The sequence below is a fragment of the Enterobacter cloacae complex sp. S3 genome (genome assembly GCF_014930495.1).
Taxonomy (GTDB): domain Bacteria; phylum Pseudomonadota; class Gammaproteobacteria; order Enterobacterales; family Enterobacteriaceae; genus Enterobacter; species Enterobacter asburiae_B.
Genome location: NZ_JADBRD010000018.1, coordinates 234,197 through 247,334, shown reverse-complemented (window position 1 = coordinate 247,334; position 13,138 = coordinate 234,197). Strand labels below are relative to the sequence as shown.

Annotated in this window: 15 protein-coding genes; 8 read left to right on the top strand and 7 right to left on the bottom strand. The window is 56.9% G+C overall.

Translation table 11 applies throughout. The features are described from left to right. Positions 1–12: 12 nt before the first annotated feature. Genes cmoB through IM317_RS11275 form a run of 5 tightly spaced genes read right to left on the bottom strand, consistent with a single transcriptional unit; the run spans position 13 to position 3,593 of the window. Positions 13–984, bottom strand: a complete 972-nt coding sequence (gene cmoB, locus IM317_RS11295) for a tRNA 5-methoxyuridine(34)/uridine 5-oxyacetic acid(34) synthase CmoB (protein ID WP_033145855.1) — start codon at positions 982–984, stop codon at positions 13–15. After that, positions 981–1,724, bottom strand: coding sequence for a carboxy-S-adenosyl-L-methionine synthase CmoA (gene cmoA / locus IM317_RS11290; RefSeq protein WP_033145854.1), 744 nt, complete (start codon positions 1,722–1,724; stop codon positions 981–983). Before cmoA ends, cmoB begins: the two co-directional genes overlap by 4 nt. A gap of 40 nt (positions 1,725–1,764) precedes the next feature. Then, positions 1,765–2,160 (bottom strand): MAPEG family protein, encoded by a 396-nt coding sequence (locus tag IM317_RS11285; RefSeq protein ID WP_021240443.1) that lies wholly within the window; start codon positions 2,158–2,160, stop codon positions 1,765–1,767. Between the two features lie 51 nt (positions 2,161–2,211). Then, positions 2,212–3,030 (bottom strand): DUF72 domain-containing protein, encoded by an 819-nt coding sequence (locus tag IM317_RS11280; RefSeq protein WP_033145853.1) that lies wholly within the window; start codon positions 3,028–3,030, stop codon positions 2,212–2,214. Further along, positions 3,027–3,593: a hydrolase gene (locus tag IM317_RS11275; RefSeq protein WP_033145852.1), complete on the bottom strand. Its 567-nt coding sequence runs from the start codon at positions 3,591–3,593 to the stop codon at positions 3,027–3,029. The genes IM317_RS11280 and IM317_RS11275 overlap by 4 nt, the downstream gene beginning before the upstream one ends. A 263-nt stretch (positions 3,594–3,856) precedes the next feature. On the opposite strand from IM317_RS11275, the gene aspS reads away from it, so the two are divergent. The 6 genes from aspS (at position 3,857) to ruvB (ending at position 9,112) form a co-directional block, all read left to right on the top strand. Beyond that, the gene (aspS, locus tag IM317_RS11270) at positions 3,857–5,629 is read left to right on the top strand and encodes an aspartate--tRNA ligase (protein WP_023312238.1); all 1,773 of its coding nucleotides are present in this window, start codon (positions 3,857–3,859) and stop codon (positions 5,627–5,629) included. A 1-nt stretch (position 5,630) separates the two neighbouring features. Further along, positions 5,631–6,074: a dihydroneopterin triphosphate diphosphatase gene (gene nudB / locus IM317_RS11265; RefSeq protein ID WP_033145850.1), complete on the top strand. Its 444-nt coding sequence runs from the start codon at positions 5,631–5,633 to the stop codon at positions 6,072–6,074. 27 nt (positions 6,075–6,101) lie between these two features. Further along, positions 6,102–6,842, top strand: a complete 741-nt coding sequence (locus IM317_RS11260) for a YebC/PmpR family DNA-binding transcriptional regulator (RefSeq protein WP_008500447.1) — start codon at positions 6,102–6,104, stop codon at positions 6,840–6,842. 34 nt (positions 6,843–6,876) lie between these two features. Then, positions 6,877–7,398, top strand: coding sequence for a crossover junction endodeoxyribonuclease RuvC (ruvC, locus tag IM317_RS11255; RefSeq protein WP_003859749.1), 522 nt, complete (start codon positions 6,877–6,879; stop codon positions 7,396–7,398). An 80-nt stretch (positions 7,399–7,478) separates the two neighbouring features. Then, entirely contained in the window at positions 7,479–8,093 is a 615-nt protein-coding gene (gene ruvA / locus IM317_RS11250) for a Holliday junction branch migration protein RuvA (protein ID WP_023312236.1), read from the top strand. An 8-nt stretch (positions 8,094–8,101) separates the two neighbouring features. Continuing rightward, complete coding sequence (gene ruvB / locus IM317_RS11245) at positions 8,102–9,112, top strand: Holliday junction branch migration DNA helicase RuvB (RefSeq protein WP_023312235.1); 1,011 nt, start codon at positions 8,102–8,104, stop codon at positions 9,110–9,112. A 59-nt stretch (positions 9,113–9,171) separates the two neighbouring features. On the opposite strand, the gene znuB is transcribed toward ruvB, so the two are convergent. Continuing rightward, entirely contained in the window at positions 9,172–9,957 is a 786-nt protein-coding gene (gene znuB / locus IM317_RS11240; protein WP_029741768.1) for a zinc ABC transporter permease subunit ZnuB, read from the bottom strand. Further along, positions 9,954–10,709: a zinc ABC transporter ATP-binding protein ZnuC gene (gene znuC, locus IM317_RS11235; RefSeq protein WP_023312233.1), complete on the bottom strand. Its 756-nt coding sequence runs from the start codon at positions 10,707–10,709 to the stop codon at positions 9,954–9,956. Before znuC ends, znuB begins: the two co-directional genes overlap by 4 nt. Before the next feature lie 77 nt (positions 10,710–10,786). On the opposite strand from znuC, the gene znuA reads away from it, so the two are divergent. Both znuA and mepM read left to right on the top strand, forming a co-directional pair. Continuing rightward, positions 10,787–11,731, top strand: coding sequence for a zinc ABC transporter substrate-binding protein ZnuA (znuA, locus tag IM317_RS11230; protein WP_033146550.1), 945 nt, complete (start codon positions 10,787–10,789; stop codon positions 11,729–11,731). A gap of 15 nt (positions 11,732–11,746) precedes the next feature. Continuing rightward, positions 11,747–13,066, top strand: a complete 1,320-nt coding sequence (gene mepM / locus IM317_RS11225; RefSeq protein WP_024909694.1) for a murein DD-endopeptidase MepM — start codon at positions 11,747–11,749, stop codon at positions 13,064–13,066. Positions 13,067–13,138 lie beyond the last annotated feature (72 nt).

Here is a 13,138-nt window from a genome sequence, read left to right as displayed (position 1 = left end):
GTGAGGGGAAAACTACGGCTTGGTCGCAATCAACACCGCACGCATCGGGGCTGGATAGCCTTCGATGGTTTTGCTGTGGTCGGCCGGGTCGAGGAACTGCTCCAGCGATTCGGTGATCATCCAGTCGGTGCGGCGCTGTTCCTCAATTGAGGTCACGCTGACGTCGGCAATCCGCACATCCACAAACCCGCACTTCTCCAGCCAGTTCTTCAGCGCCAGCGCGGAAGGGATGAAGTAAACGTTGCGCATCTGCGCGTAGCGATCGCCCGGGACCAGAACGGCATGTTCATCGCCTTCAATCACCAGCGTTTCCAGCACCAGCTCGCCGCCGCTGACCAGCTGATCCTTCAGTTGCCACAGGTGTTCCAGCGGGGAACGACGGTGGTACAGCACGCCCATGGAGAAGACGGTATCAAAGGCTTTCAGGGCAGGGAGTTGTTCAATGCCCAGCGGCAGCAGGTGCGCGCGCTGGTCGTTACCCAGCAGCTTACGCACCGCTTCAAACTGGCACAGGAACAGCTGCATCGGGTCAATACCTACCGCCAGATGCGCCCCCGCGCCAATCATGCGCCACATGTGGTAACCGCTGCCGCAGCCTACGTCCAGAATGGTACGTCCGGTCAGGTCGGAAAGGTGGGGCAGCACGCGATCCCATTTCCAGTCCGAGCGCCATTCGGTATTGATGTTCACGCCGTAAAGTGAAAACGGCCCTTTGCGCCACGGCATCAGGTTACGCATCAGCGTTTCGATGCGGTTGATCTGCCCGACCGGGAGCGGCTCTTCACTCTCGGCGGTTACGCTGTGCAGAAGATCCAGACGATGTGGGGTCAGTTCGGGCAGATACTCCACCGCGTTTGACCACTGCTTTAACAGGCCGTGCTGCTGATCGCGCTGCCAGGCGGCAATCTGCGCGGGCAAGGTTTCCAGCCAGTGGGAAAGCTGGTTTTTGGCAATCAGCTGATAGAAGTTGCTGAATTCGATCATGCGGATTCTCCCGCTTTCAGCGCCACCAGAGAGCCAAAGTTAAAGCACTGGAACCACAGTTCGCTGTGCTCAAAACCGGCTTTGCTCAGACGCGCTTTGTGGGTTTCTACGGAATCCGTCAGCATCACGTTTTCGAGCATGCTGCGCTTCTGGCTGATCTCCAGCTCGCTGTAGCCGTTCGCCCGTTTGAAATCGTGGTGCATATTGAACAGCAGTTCGCCAACCTCGGCATCTTCGAAGCTGAATTTCTCCGAGAGCACCAGCGCGCCGCCGGGATTCAGCCCCTGATAAATTTTGTCCAGCAGCAGCTGGCGGTCTTCAGGCACCAGGAACTGCAGGGTGAAATTCAGCACCACCATCGACGCGTTATTGATCTCAATCTCGCGGATATCGCCTTCCACCACGTCGACCGGAACAGGAGCTTTGTACGCGTTAATGTGGCGTCGGCAGCGCTCAACCATCGCCGGGGAGTTATCGACGGCAATGATTCGGCAGCCTTCGTGGTGAACATTACGACGAACCGACAGCGTTGCCGCGCCGAGCGAGCAGCCCAGGTCATAGACCTGCGTGCCGGGTTGAACGAAGCGCTCAGCCAGCATGCCGATCATAGAGATAATATTGGAATAACCGGGAACAGAGCGCTGGATCATATCCGGGAAGACTTCGGCTACCCGTTCATCGAAGGTCCAGTCGCCCAGGCTGGCGATAGGCGCGGAAAAAAGCGTGTCGCGATCTGACATAACGTAAAAATCCGGGAAAAATAAAGTGGCGTATTGTGCGCTAATGGAGGGAGAAAACCAACTCCCACGGCATATACCACAGGTTAGCCAGCACCATCAGCAAAAGCGAACACCAGGTCGCGCTCATGCCGGAACGACGCCAGCGGATTAAGCGGTGGTGAAAACCGTAATAGTGCATCAGGCGGCCAGCAATAAGAAGCAGGCCACAGATGTGCACCATCCAGGTTTCTGCGCCATTCATCTCCATAAAAAGCAGCAGGATTAAGGCTGCGGGGATGTATTCGACCGCGTTGCCGTGAATGCGGATAGCGCTTTGTAGCTCGGAAAACCCGCCGTCACCGTAAGAGACGCGGTACAGCGTTCTGAGGCGCACAACATCAAATGAAAACTTAATCAGCAGTAATGCACCTAACACCGCATACAGCGCGCTGACCATACAAACTCCCTGTTTTTGGCAGATGGCACTTCACTATGATAGGGGGTGATATCAGAAAAGAGAAGATTGTTGTGGGATGGAAGGGGCGCTGCCCACGGACGGCACCGCAGCCTGCAAGGCCTGCCACAGAGCATCGACCAGTTCGGGCGCCTGGGCGATATCCGGCGTGTGCAAAAAGAGATACGGCGTGGTGGTGTGTTCCCACTTCGCTAACGTTTGCAGCCAGACGGCGAACATCGCCTGATTTTGCTGCATGTTATCGCTGCCGATAAACCTGACCATTGGGTTATGCGCGGTCACGATGGCGTGGACCGGCACTTTGGGTTTTTTACGCTGAGCTTCAACGATGGCTTCGCTATGGGGGACAGCGCTGTGCACCGGCCGGCTATCGAGGATCACCCGGTTAACGGAACGCTCAAGCAGGCCGCGATTGAGCGCTTTTTCTGCTTCGCCCTTCGCAAAAAATTCAGGATGCCTGACTTCAACGCCGTAGGCGAATTCACGGGGCAGGGCATCCAGGAACTGCCAGAGCGCAGGTAAATCGCGCGGGCCAAACGTGGCGGGCAGCTGGATCCAGTACTGACCGATGCGGTTCGCCAGCGGCGACATGCGCGTAAAAAACTCTTCGGTCAAATCCCCGCAGTTGCGCAGCGCGGCCTGGTGGGAAATGGTGGCCGGAAACTTAAAGCAGAAGCGGAAGTCGTCGGTCGTTTGTTCCCGCCAGCGCGTAACAATCTCGGCTTTGGGGAGCGCATACAGGGTGGTGTTACCCTCGACACAGTTGAAGTGCCGGGCATACTCCTCAAGGCTGGTGATGCCAAGGCGCACCCATTTCGGGTGCGACCACTGGGGCAGGCCCACGTACATCATAGCGCGCTGACAATCTCATCCGTGCTGCGCACGCGGCCGATGCGCGGGAAGATATGGGTCATGCTGCCCTGGTGCTGTTCCGCGGAGGCCGCGCTGCAGGCATCTTCGGCGATCACCAGGTTAAAGCCCAGCTCCCACGCGTTGCGGGCGGTAGACTCCACGCCGATGTTGGTGGAAATGCCGCACAGGATGATGGTGTCGATGCCGCGACGGCGGAGCTGCAGCTCGAGATCGGTACCGTAAAATGCCCCCCACTGGCGTTTGGTCACTTCGATGTCGCTGTCGCGTTTGCCGAGTGCGGCCGGGTACGTCCACCAGTTTTCAGGCAGGGCGTGTGCGGAAGCCTTTGCATCAACGGGCTGTTTTAACGCTTCAGCGTAATCCGCAGACCAGCCGACGCGCACCATGACAACAGGCGCACCGCTGGCACGACATGTTTCCGCCAGGCGAGCAGCGCGGCTGACCACATCATCCGCGGTATGCGGGCCACCGGCGAAGGGCAGAATGCCTTCCTGTAAATCAATCACGACAAGTGCGGTTTTACTGGCATCAAGTGTTAACATCGTTACTCCCGTTAAATGAATCACTTCCAGACACCATACGACGTGATGGCCTGTTCCTGGTCGGATAATTTTGTTAATTTTTGTGAGAATGCGCAATAAGAGTGCAGCAAACGACCGCCAGGCCGTGGTTCGCTCTTATCGTCCGGCGGAATTTCCAGTATAATAGCCGCCTTTTTTCATCCAGTTGTGACATACAGAAAGCTGCGACATAGTAGCCTGCATACCAGGCGACATTTAGCCTGCGGCTAATTAAGGGATATCTCATGCGTACAGAATATTGCGGGCAGCTGCGTCAGTCCCACGTTGGACAGCAGGTAACCCTGTGTGGTTGGGTCAATCGTCGTCGTGATCTTGGTAGCCTTATCTTCATCGATATGCGCGACCGCGAAGGTATCGTTCAGGTGTTCTTCGATCCAGATCGCGCAGATGCGTTGAAGCTGGCCTCTGAGCTGCGTAATGAGTTCTGCATTCAGGTTACCGGCACCGTGCGCGCGCGTGACGAGAAAAACGTCAACGCCGACATGGCGACGGGCGCCATCGAAGTGCTTGCGTCCGATCTGGTGATTATCAACCGTGCAGAAGCGCTGCCGCTGGACTCCAACCACGTCAACACTGAAGAAGCGCGTCTGAAATACCGCTACCTGGATCTGCGTCGTCCGGAAATGGCTCAGCGCCTGAAAACCCGTGCGAAAATCACCAGCCTGGTGCGTCGCTTTATGGATGACCACGGTTTCCTCGACATCGAAACCCCGATGCTGACCAAAGCCACGCCGGAAGGCGCGCGCGATTACCTGGTCCCATCCCGCGTTCATAAAGGCAAATTCTACGCGCTGCCGCAGTCTCCGCAGCTGTTCAAACAGCTGCTGATGATGTCCGGCTTCGATCGCTACTATCAGATCGTGAAATGCTTCCGCGACGAAGATCTGCGCGCTGACCGCCAGCCAGAATTTACCCAGATCGATGTGGAAACCTCCTTCATGACCGCCGAGCAGGTGCGTGAAGTGATGGAAGCTCTGGTGCGTAGCCTGTGGAACGACGTGAAAGGCGTTGAGCTGGGCGATTTCCCTATTATGACCTTCGCTGAAGCCGAGCGTCGTTACGGCTCCGACAAACCCGACCTGCGTAACCCTATGGAGCTGGTGGACGTAGCAGACCTGGTGAAAGGCGTTGAGTTTGCCGTCTTCGCTGGCCCGGCTAACGATCCTAAAGGCCGCGTAGCAGCGCTGCGTGTACCGGGCGGTGCGGCACTGAGCCGCAAGCAGATCGACGACTACGGCAACTTCATCAAGATCTACGGCGCGAAAGGTCTGGCCTATATTAAAGTGACCGAGCGTGCGAAAGGTCTGGAAGGCATCACCAGCCCGGTAGCGAAATTCCTTAACGCGGACATCGTGGAAGCGATCCTTGAGCGCACCGGCGCGCAGGACGGCGACATGATCTTCTTCGGCGCAGACAACAAGAAAGTCGTGGCGGATGCGATGGGCGCGCTGCGTCTGAAGCTCGGCAAAGACCTGAGCCTGACCGATGAAAACAAATGGGCACCGCTGTGGGTTATCGACTTCCCAATGTTTGAAGACGACGGTGAAGGCGGCCTGACCGCAATGCACCACCCGTTCACCTCGCCAAAAGACATGACGGCGGCAGAGCTGAAAGCGGCACCGGAAGATGCGGTCGCCAACGCTTATGACATGGTGATCAACGGCTACGAAGTGGGCGGCGGTTCCGTGCGTATTCACAGCGGTGAAATGCAGCAGACCGTGTTCGGCATTCTGGGCATCAACGAGCAGGAGCAGCGCGAGAAGTTTGGCTTCCTGCTGGACGCCCTGAAATACGGTACGCCGCCGCACGCGGGCCTGGCCTTCGGTCTTGACCGTCTGACCATGCTGCTGACCGGCACCGATAACATTCGTGATGTTATTGCCTTCCCGAAAACCACTGCCGCAGCGTGTCTGATGACCGAAGCGCCAAGCTTTGCCAACCCGGCCTCTCTGGCCGAGCTGGGCATTGAAGTGGTGAAGAAGGAAGAGAAAAACTGATATGGCATATAAGCTTCCCGTTTCGGTCCTGGTGGTCATTTATGCAGAAGACACGAAGCGGGTGCTGATGTTGCAGCGGCGCGATGACCCTGATTTCTGGCAGTCGGTTACCGGCAGTCTGGAAGAGGGGGAAACTGCGTCGCAGGCCGCCGCGCGCGAAGTAAAGGAAGAGGTCACCATTGACGTTGCCCGCGAGCAACTGACCCTGAAGGACTGCCAGCGCACGGTGGAGTTTGAAATTTTTAGCCATTTACGTCATCGCTACGCGCCGGGTACCGAGCGCAATACGGAGTCGTGGTTCTGTCTCGCGCTCCCCCATGAACGGGAGATCGTGTTTACCGAACATCTGACCTACCGCTGGGTGAATGCGGCGGATGCCGCCGCACTGACCAAGTCGTGGAGCAACCGGCAGGCGATTGAAGAATTTGTAATTAACGCAGCCTGAGAAGGCGCGATTTTTGGAGAACTTTTTATGGCAGGTCATAGTAAGTGGGCCAACACCAAACACCGCAAAGCGGCACAGGATGCCAAGCGCGGTAAGATCTTTACCAAAATCATTCGCGAGCTGGTGACAGCAGCGCGTCTGGGCGGCGGCGACCCGGCATCTAACCCGCGTCTGCGCGCGGCTGTAGATAAAGCGCTGTCTAACAACATGACGCGCGACACCCTGAACCGTGCAATCGCACGTGGCGTGGGCGGTGACGAAGACGCGAACATGGAAACCATCATTTATGAAGGTTACGGCCCTGGCGGTACTGCGGTGATGGTTGAGTGTCTGTCCGACAACCGTAACCGTACCGTTGCGGAAGTGCGCCACGCGTTCACCAAAACCGGTGGCAACCTGGGCACTGACGGTTCCGTTGCTTACCTGTTCAGCAAAAAAGGCGTCATCTCCTTCGAGAAAGGCGACGAAGATGCGATCATGGAAGCGGCGCTGGAAGCCGGTGCGGAAGACGTGGTGACCTTCGATGACGGTGCTATCGACGTTTATACCGCGTGGGAAGAAATGGGTGCCGTGCGCGACGCGCTGGAAGCGGCTGGCCTGAAAGCGGACAACGCTGAAGTGTCCATGATCCCGTCCACCAAAGCGGACATGGATGCGGAAACGGCACCGAAACTGCTGCGTCTGATCGACATGCTCGAAGACTGCGACGACGTGCAGGAAGTGTACCACAACGGTGAAATCTCTGATGAGGTTGCAGCGACTCTCTGATGAGAGCGTATAAATCCGTTACAGGAGACGCGTGATGTCGATTATTCTCGGAATTGACCCAGGCTCACGCGTCACCGGTTATGGCGTTATCCGTCAGGTGGGACGCCAGTTAACCTACCTGGGCAGCGGCTGTATTCGCACCAAAGTGGACGATCTTCCTTCGCGCCTGAAGCTCATTTATGCGGGCGTGTCGGAGATCATCACCCAGTTTCAGCCGGACTATTTCGCCATCGAGCAGGTCTTTATGGCGAAAAACGCCGATTCAGCGCTAAAGCTCGGTCAGGCGCGCGGTGTCGCCATCGTCGCTGCCGTGAACCAGGATTTGCCGGTATTCGAATATGCGGCACGTCAGGTCAAGCAGACGGTGGTGGGAATTGGGAGCGCGGAGAAAAGTCAGGTGCAGCATATGGTGCGTACCCTGCTGAAGCTTCCCGCGAACCCGCAGGCCGACGCCGCGGATGCGCTGGCGATTGCGATTACCCACTGTCACGTCAGCCAGAACGCGATGCAAATGAGCGAGTCGCGGCTCAATCTGGCGCGAGGCAGGTTACGATAATCAGAAATCAGGCTGGATAAACATCCAGCCTTTTTTTATTATGTCGGCAGTTAATTTCTCTCAGAACGCAGGAGCGTCACGTGATAGGCAGACTCAGAGGCATCATCATTGAAAAACAACCCCCGTTAGTGCTGCTGGAAGTAGGTGGCGTGGGCTATGAAGTCCATATGCCGATGACCTGCTTCTACGAGCTGCCGGACGCGGGCAAAGAGGCGATTGTCTTTACCCAGTTTGTGGTGCGTGAAGATGCCCAGCTGCTGTACGGCTTCAATAACAAGCAGGAACGGACCCTGTTCCGCGAGCTGATTAAAACCAACGGCGTCGGTCCGAAGCTGGCGCTGGCGATTTTGTCCGGCATGTCGGCACCACAGTTCGTGAATGCCGTTGAGCGCGAAGATCCTGCGGCGCTGATTAAGCTTCCGGGCATTGGTAAGAAAACCGCCGAGCGCCTGATTGTCGAAATGAAAGACCGCTTTAAAGGTCTGCATGGCGATCTGTTCACTCCGGCTGCCGATTTGGTACTGACCTCTCCTGGCGGCCCTGCAACGGATGATGATGCCGAGCAGGAAGCGGTTGCCGCGCTGGTGGCGCTGGGCTATAAACCTCAGGAGGCCAGCCGAATGGTGAGCAAAATTGCCAAACCGGACGCCAGCAGTGAAACCCTGATTCGTGAAGCGCTGCGCGCTGCATTGTGAGGTAAAGGATGATTGAAGCAGACCGCCTGGTGTCGGCAGGCACTATTCAGGCAGATGACGTGGTGGATCGCGCGATCCGCCCAAAACTGCTTGATGAGTATATCGGCCAGCCGCAGGTTCGTTCCCAGATGGAGATTTTCATCCAGGCGGCAAAGCTGCGCGGCGATGCGCTCGATCACCTGCTCATTTTTGGCCCTCCGGGTTTAGGCAAAACCACGCTGGCTAATATCGTTGCCAATGAAATGGGCGTCAACCTGCGCACCACCTCCGGTCCTGTGCTGGAGAAGGCGGGCGATCTCGCGGCGATGCTGACCAACCTCGAACCGCATGACGTGCTGTTTATCGATGAGATCCACCGTCTGTCACCGGTGGTGGAGGAAGTGCTCTATCCGGCGATGGAAGATTACCAGCTGGATATCATGATCGGTGAAGGCCCGGCCGCGCGCTCCATCAAAATCGATCTGCCGCCGTTTACCCTGATTGGCGCCACCACCCGCGCCGGGTCGTTGACCTCTCCGCTGCGCGACCGTTTCGGCATAGTGCAGCGTCTCGAGTTTTACCAGGTGGCGGATCTCCAGCACATCGTTGGCCGTAGCGCCCGCTATATGGGGCTCGAAATGAGCGAAGAGGGCGCGTTTGAAGTGGCGAAGCGTTCCCGCGGTACGCCGCGTATCGCCAACCGCCTGCTGCGCCGCGTGCGTGACTTTGCCGAGGTGAAGCACGATGGCTCGATTTCCGCGGAGATCGCCGCTCAGGCGCTGGATATGCTTAACGTCGATGCCGAAGGCTTTGACTATATGGACCGTAAACTGCTGCTGGCGGTGCTGGACAAGTTCTTTGGCGGCCCTGTCGGGCTGGATAACCTGGCTGCGGCTATTGGGGAAGAGCGTGAGACGATTGAAGATGTGCTGGAGCCGTATCTGATCCAGCAGGGCTTCCTGCAACGCACCCCGCGTGGACGTATGGCAACGGTGCGGGCGTGGAATCATTTCGGCATTACGCCACCGGCAATGCCGTAATGTTGTGTTCCCTCTCCTTGAGGGAGAGGGGCAGGGTGAGGGCCTCAGCGCCCTCCATGTTAGTTCGCGGTCTTTTTCATCATACTGAAGATAAACAGCACCGCCGCACTGAGCACCACTGACGGCCCCGCTGGCGTGTCATAGAACGCCGAGAAGGTTAATCCCCCCGTTACCGCAATCATTCCGATAATCACGGCTACGCCGGCCATCTGCTCCGGCGTACGGGCAAAACGACGCGCCGTGGCGGCAGGGATGATCAGCAGCGACGTAATAATCAGCGCGCCGACAAACTTCATTGCGACACCAATCGTTAACGCCGTCACCAGCATCAGCAGCAGTTTTACGCGCTGCAGCTTCACGCCGTCGACAAATGCCAGATCCGGACTGACGGTCATGGCCAGTAAATTCCGCCACTGCCAGAGCAGAATAGCGAGCACCACCACCACGCCAACGGCGATAGCGATGAGATCTTCCGGCGTTACGGCCAGAAGGTCGCCGAAGAGGTAGGCCATCAGATCCACGCGGATGTTCGACATCAGGCTGACCACCACCAGGCCCAGAGACAGGGCACTGTGCGCCATAATGCCAAGCAGCGTATCAATGGCGAGGTGAGGGCGCTTTTCCAGCCAGACCAGACCGGCGGCCAGCAGCAGCGTGACCACAATCACCGCGTAGAAGGGGTTTACATCCAGCAGCAGACCAAAGGCTACGCCCAGCAGGGACGCATGCGCCAGGGTATCGCCAAAATAGGACATTCTGCGCCAGACAACAAACGAGCCGAGCGGACCCGCGGCGCAGGCAAGCATAATCCCGGCCAGCCAGCCGGGCAGTAACAGTTCAATCATGAGTGTCCATTTCCCCGACGCAGTACGATTCGTCCCTGTAAATCATGGCGATGATTATGATGATGACGGTAAATACCCAGCTGTTCAGCGCCGCGGGGGCCGAACATGGAGATAAACTCCGGGTGCATTGACACCACTTCAGGCGTACCGGAACAGCAGATATGGTGGTTGAGACACAGCACTTCGTCGGTTTTTGCCATTACCAGATGCAGGTCGTGAGACACCATCAGCACGGCGCAATCAAGTTCCCGACGGAGCTGGTCGATCAAATCATAAAGCGCAACCTGACCATTCACATCCACACCCTGAGTTGGTTCATCCAGTACCAGCAGCTGCGGGCTGCTCAGCAGCGCGCGGGCAAGCAAAACACGCTGAGTTTCACCGCCGGACAGTTTTTGCAGCGGCGCATCGACAAGATGGCCCGCCTGCACGCGTTTCAGCGCCGGGAGAATATCGGCTTTACGGGTGCCGGGGCGCAGACGCAGGAAACGGCTGACCGTCAGCGGCAGCGTGGCGTCGAGATGAAGTTTTTGCGGCACATAACCAATACGCAATTTTTCCTCGCGCTTAATCACGCCTTCATCGGGTGCGACCAGACCCAGCACCACGCGCACCAGGGTGGATTTGCCTGCGCCATTGGGGCCGAGCAGCGTCAGAATTTTGCCGGGCTTCAGATCGAGCGACACGTCAGAGAGGACGCGGCGCTGCCCGAATGAGACCGAAATATTTTCAAGAGAAACCAATGTCGTCATGTCATTTTAAGCTTGAAGAAGTCAACGAATGTTATAATATCACATTCCACGCATTCACTACGATGATTAGTCGCATTATGTTACATAAAAATACGCTTCTTTTCGCAGCATTATCCGCTGCCCTTTGGGGTACAACCGCACAAGATGTTAACGCTGCGGTTGTCGCTTCGCTTAAACCACTCGGATTCATCGCGTCGGCCATTGCCGACGGGGTAACGGAAACCCAGGTTCTGCTCCCTGATGGTGCATCTGAGCATGACTATTCCCTGCGCCCGTCAGATGTAAAACGCTTACAAAACGCGGACTTAGTCGTCTGGATTGGTCCTGAAATGGAAGCGTTTATGCAAAAGTCAGCAAAACAGGTTGCTGGCGAAAAACAGGTCGCGATTGCCGAACTCTCCGGCGTGAAACCGTTGCTCATGAAAGGGGCGGATGACGACGGCGACGAACATGACCATCATGCCGCAGACGGCGAAAAAGGTGATGGAGATCACCATCACGGCGAGTACAACATGCATCTTTGGTTATCCCCAGAGATAGCGGGGCTTTCAGCGGTTGCAATCCACGACAAATTAGTGGAACTTATGCCGCAAAGTCGAGCCAAACTAGACGCCAACCTGAAGGATTTTGAGGCACAATTAGCCGCAACCGATAAGCAGGTTGGTAATGAGCTCGCACCGTTGAAAGGTAAAGGGTATTTCGTTTTTCATGACGCCTACGGCTATTACGAAAAACACTACGGTTTGACCCCACTGGGCCACTTCACCGTCAACCCTGAAATTCAGCCTGGTGCGCAGCGTTTACATGAAATCAGAACACAGTTGGTTGAGCAAAAAGCGACATGCGTTTTTGCTGAGCCACAGTTCAGGCCAGCGGTCGTAGAAGCCGTGGCCAGGGGAACATCCGTGCGCATGGGAACCCTTGACCCGCTAGGTACGAATATCCAGTTGAGCAAAGCGAGCTATTCGCAGTTCCTCAGCCAACTGGCGAACCAGTATGCGAGCTGCCTGAAAGGAGATTAACGAGGAAGTGAATACGTGCAACAGATAGCCCGCTCTGTCGCCCTGGCATTTAACAATCTGCCACGACCCCACCGCGTTATGCTGGGGTCGCTTACAGTTCTCACCTTAGCGGTCGCCGTCTGGCGGCCCTATGTTTACCACCCGAGTTCTGCCCCTATCATTAAAACCATTGAGCTTGAAAAGAGCGAAATCCGTTCTTTGCTGCCTGAAGCCAGTGAGCCTATCGACCAGGCGGCTCAGGAAGATGAAGCTATCCCGCAGGATGAGCTGGACGATAAAACCGAGAACGAGGCGGGTATCCACGAATATGTTGTCTCTACCGGGGATACGCTGAGTAGCGTGCTGAACCAGTACGGCATAGACATGGGCAATATCAGCCAGCTGGCGGCTGCGGATAAAGATCTTCGTAACCTGAAAATCGGACAGCAGCTCTCCTGGACATTAACGGCGGATGGCGATCTCCAGCGTCTGACCTGGGAAATGTCCCGCCGCGAAACCCGCACCTACGATCGCACTGCAAACGGTTTCAAAATGACCAGCGAAATGCAGAAGGGCGACTGGGTTAACAGCGTTCTGAAAGGTACCGTGGGCGCGAGCTTTGTCTCCAGCGCGCGAGATGCAGGCCTGACCAGCGCTGAAATCAGCTCGGTGATCAAAGCCATGCAGTGGCAGATGGATTTTCGCAAGCTGAAGAAGGGCGATGAGTTCTCCGTCCTGATGTCCCGCGAAATGCTGGACGGCAAGCGCGAGCAAAGCCAGCTGTTGGGCGTACGTCTGCGCTCCGAAGGCAAAGATTACTACGCAATTCGTGCCGAAGACGGTAAGTTCTATGACCGCAGCGGTACGGGCCTTGCAAAAGGTTTCCTGCGCTTCCCGACGGCAAAACAGTTCCGCGTCTCCTCTAACTTTAACCCGCGTCGTCTGAACCCGGTAACCGGGCGCGTCGCGCCGCACCGTGGCGTTGACTTTGCCATGCCGCAGGGCACGCCGGTACTGGCGGTTGGAGATGGCGAAGTGGTGGTGGCCAAGCGTAGCGGTGCCGCCGGATATTATGTCGCGGTACGTCATGGTCGTACTTATACGACCCGCTATATGCACCTGCGTAAGCTGCTGGTGAAGCCGGGCCAGAAGGTGAAGCGTGGTGACCGTATCGCGATCTCCGGCAATACCGGACGCTCTACCGGCCCGCACCTGCACTATGAAGTGTGGATCAACCAGCAGGCCGTGAACCCGCTGACGGCGAAACTGCCGCGCACCGAAGGCCTGACAGGTAAAGATCGTACTGATTATCTGGCGCAGGTGAAAGAGGTGATGCCGCAGCTGAGCTTAAACTAAGCCCTCTGTTTTTGTTAAAAAAGCCGGCGCACACTGACGCCGGCTTTTTCTTTTGTGCGTGGACGACTGCCT

Coding starts and splice junctions, on each gene's coding strand:
- IM317_RS11280 (WP_033145853.1), bottom strand. CDS start 3,030: ATGATGTACGTGGGCCTGCCCCAGTGGTCGCACCCGAAATGGGTGCGC.
- znuC (WP_023312233.1), bottom strand. CDS start 10,709: ATGACGACATTGGTTTCTCTTGAAAATATTTCGGTCTCATTCGGGCAG.
- znuB (WP_029741768.1), bottom strand. CDS start 9,957: ATGATTGAACTGTTACTGCCCGGCTGGCTGGCCGGGATTATGCTTGCC.
- znuA (WP_033146550.1), top strand. CDS start 10,787: ATGTTACATAAAAATACGCTTCTTTTCGCAGCATTATCCGCTGCCCTT.
- IM317_RS11275 (WP_033145852.1), bottom strand. CDS start 3,593: ATGTTAACACTTGATGCCAGTAAAACCGCACTTGTCGTGATTGATTTA.
- cmoB (WP_033145855.1), bottom strand. CDS start 984: ATGATCGAATTCAGCAACTTCTATCAGCTGATTGCCAAAAACCAGCTT.
- ruvB (WP_023312235.1), top strand. CDS start 8,102: ATGATTGAAGCAGACCGCCTGGTGTCGGCAGGCACTATTCAGGCAGAT.
- ruvC (WP_003859749.1), top strand. CDS start 6,877: ATGTCGATTATTCTCGGAATTGACCCAGGCTCACGCGTCACCGGTTAT.
- IM317_RS11260 (WP_008500447.1), top strand. CDS start 6,102: ATGGCAGGTCATAGTAAGTGGGCCAACACCAAACACCGCAAAGCGGCA.
- nudB (WP_033145850.1), top strand. CDS start 5,631: ATGGCATATAAGCTTCCCGTTTCGGTCCTGGTGGTCATTTATGCAGAA.
- aspS (WP_023312238.1), top strand. CDS start 3,857: ATGCGTACAGAATATTGCGGGCAGCTGCGTCAGTCCCACGTTGGACAG.
- cmoA (WP_033145854.1), bottom strand. CDS start 1,724: ATGTCAGATCGCGACACGCTTTTTTCCGCGCCTATCGCCAGCCTGGGC.
- IM317_RS11285 (WP_021240443.1), bottom strand. CDS start 2,160: ATGGTCAGCGCGCTGTATGCGGTGTTAGGTGCATTACTGCTGATTAAG.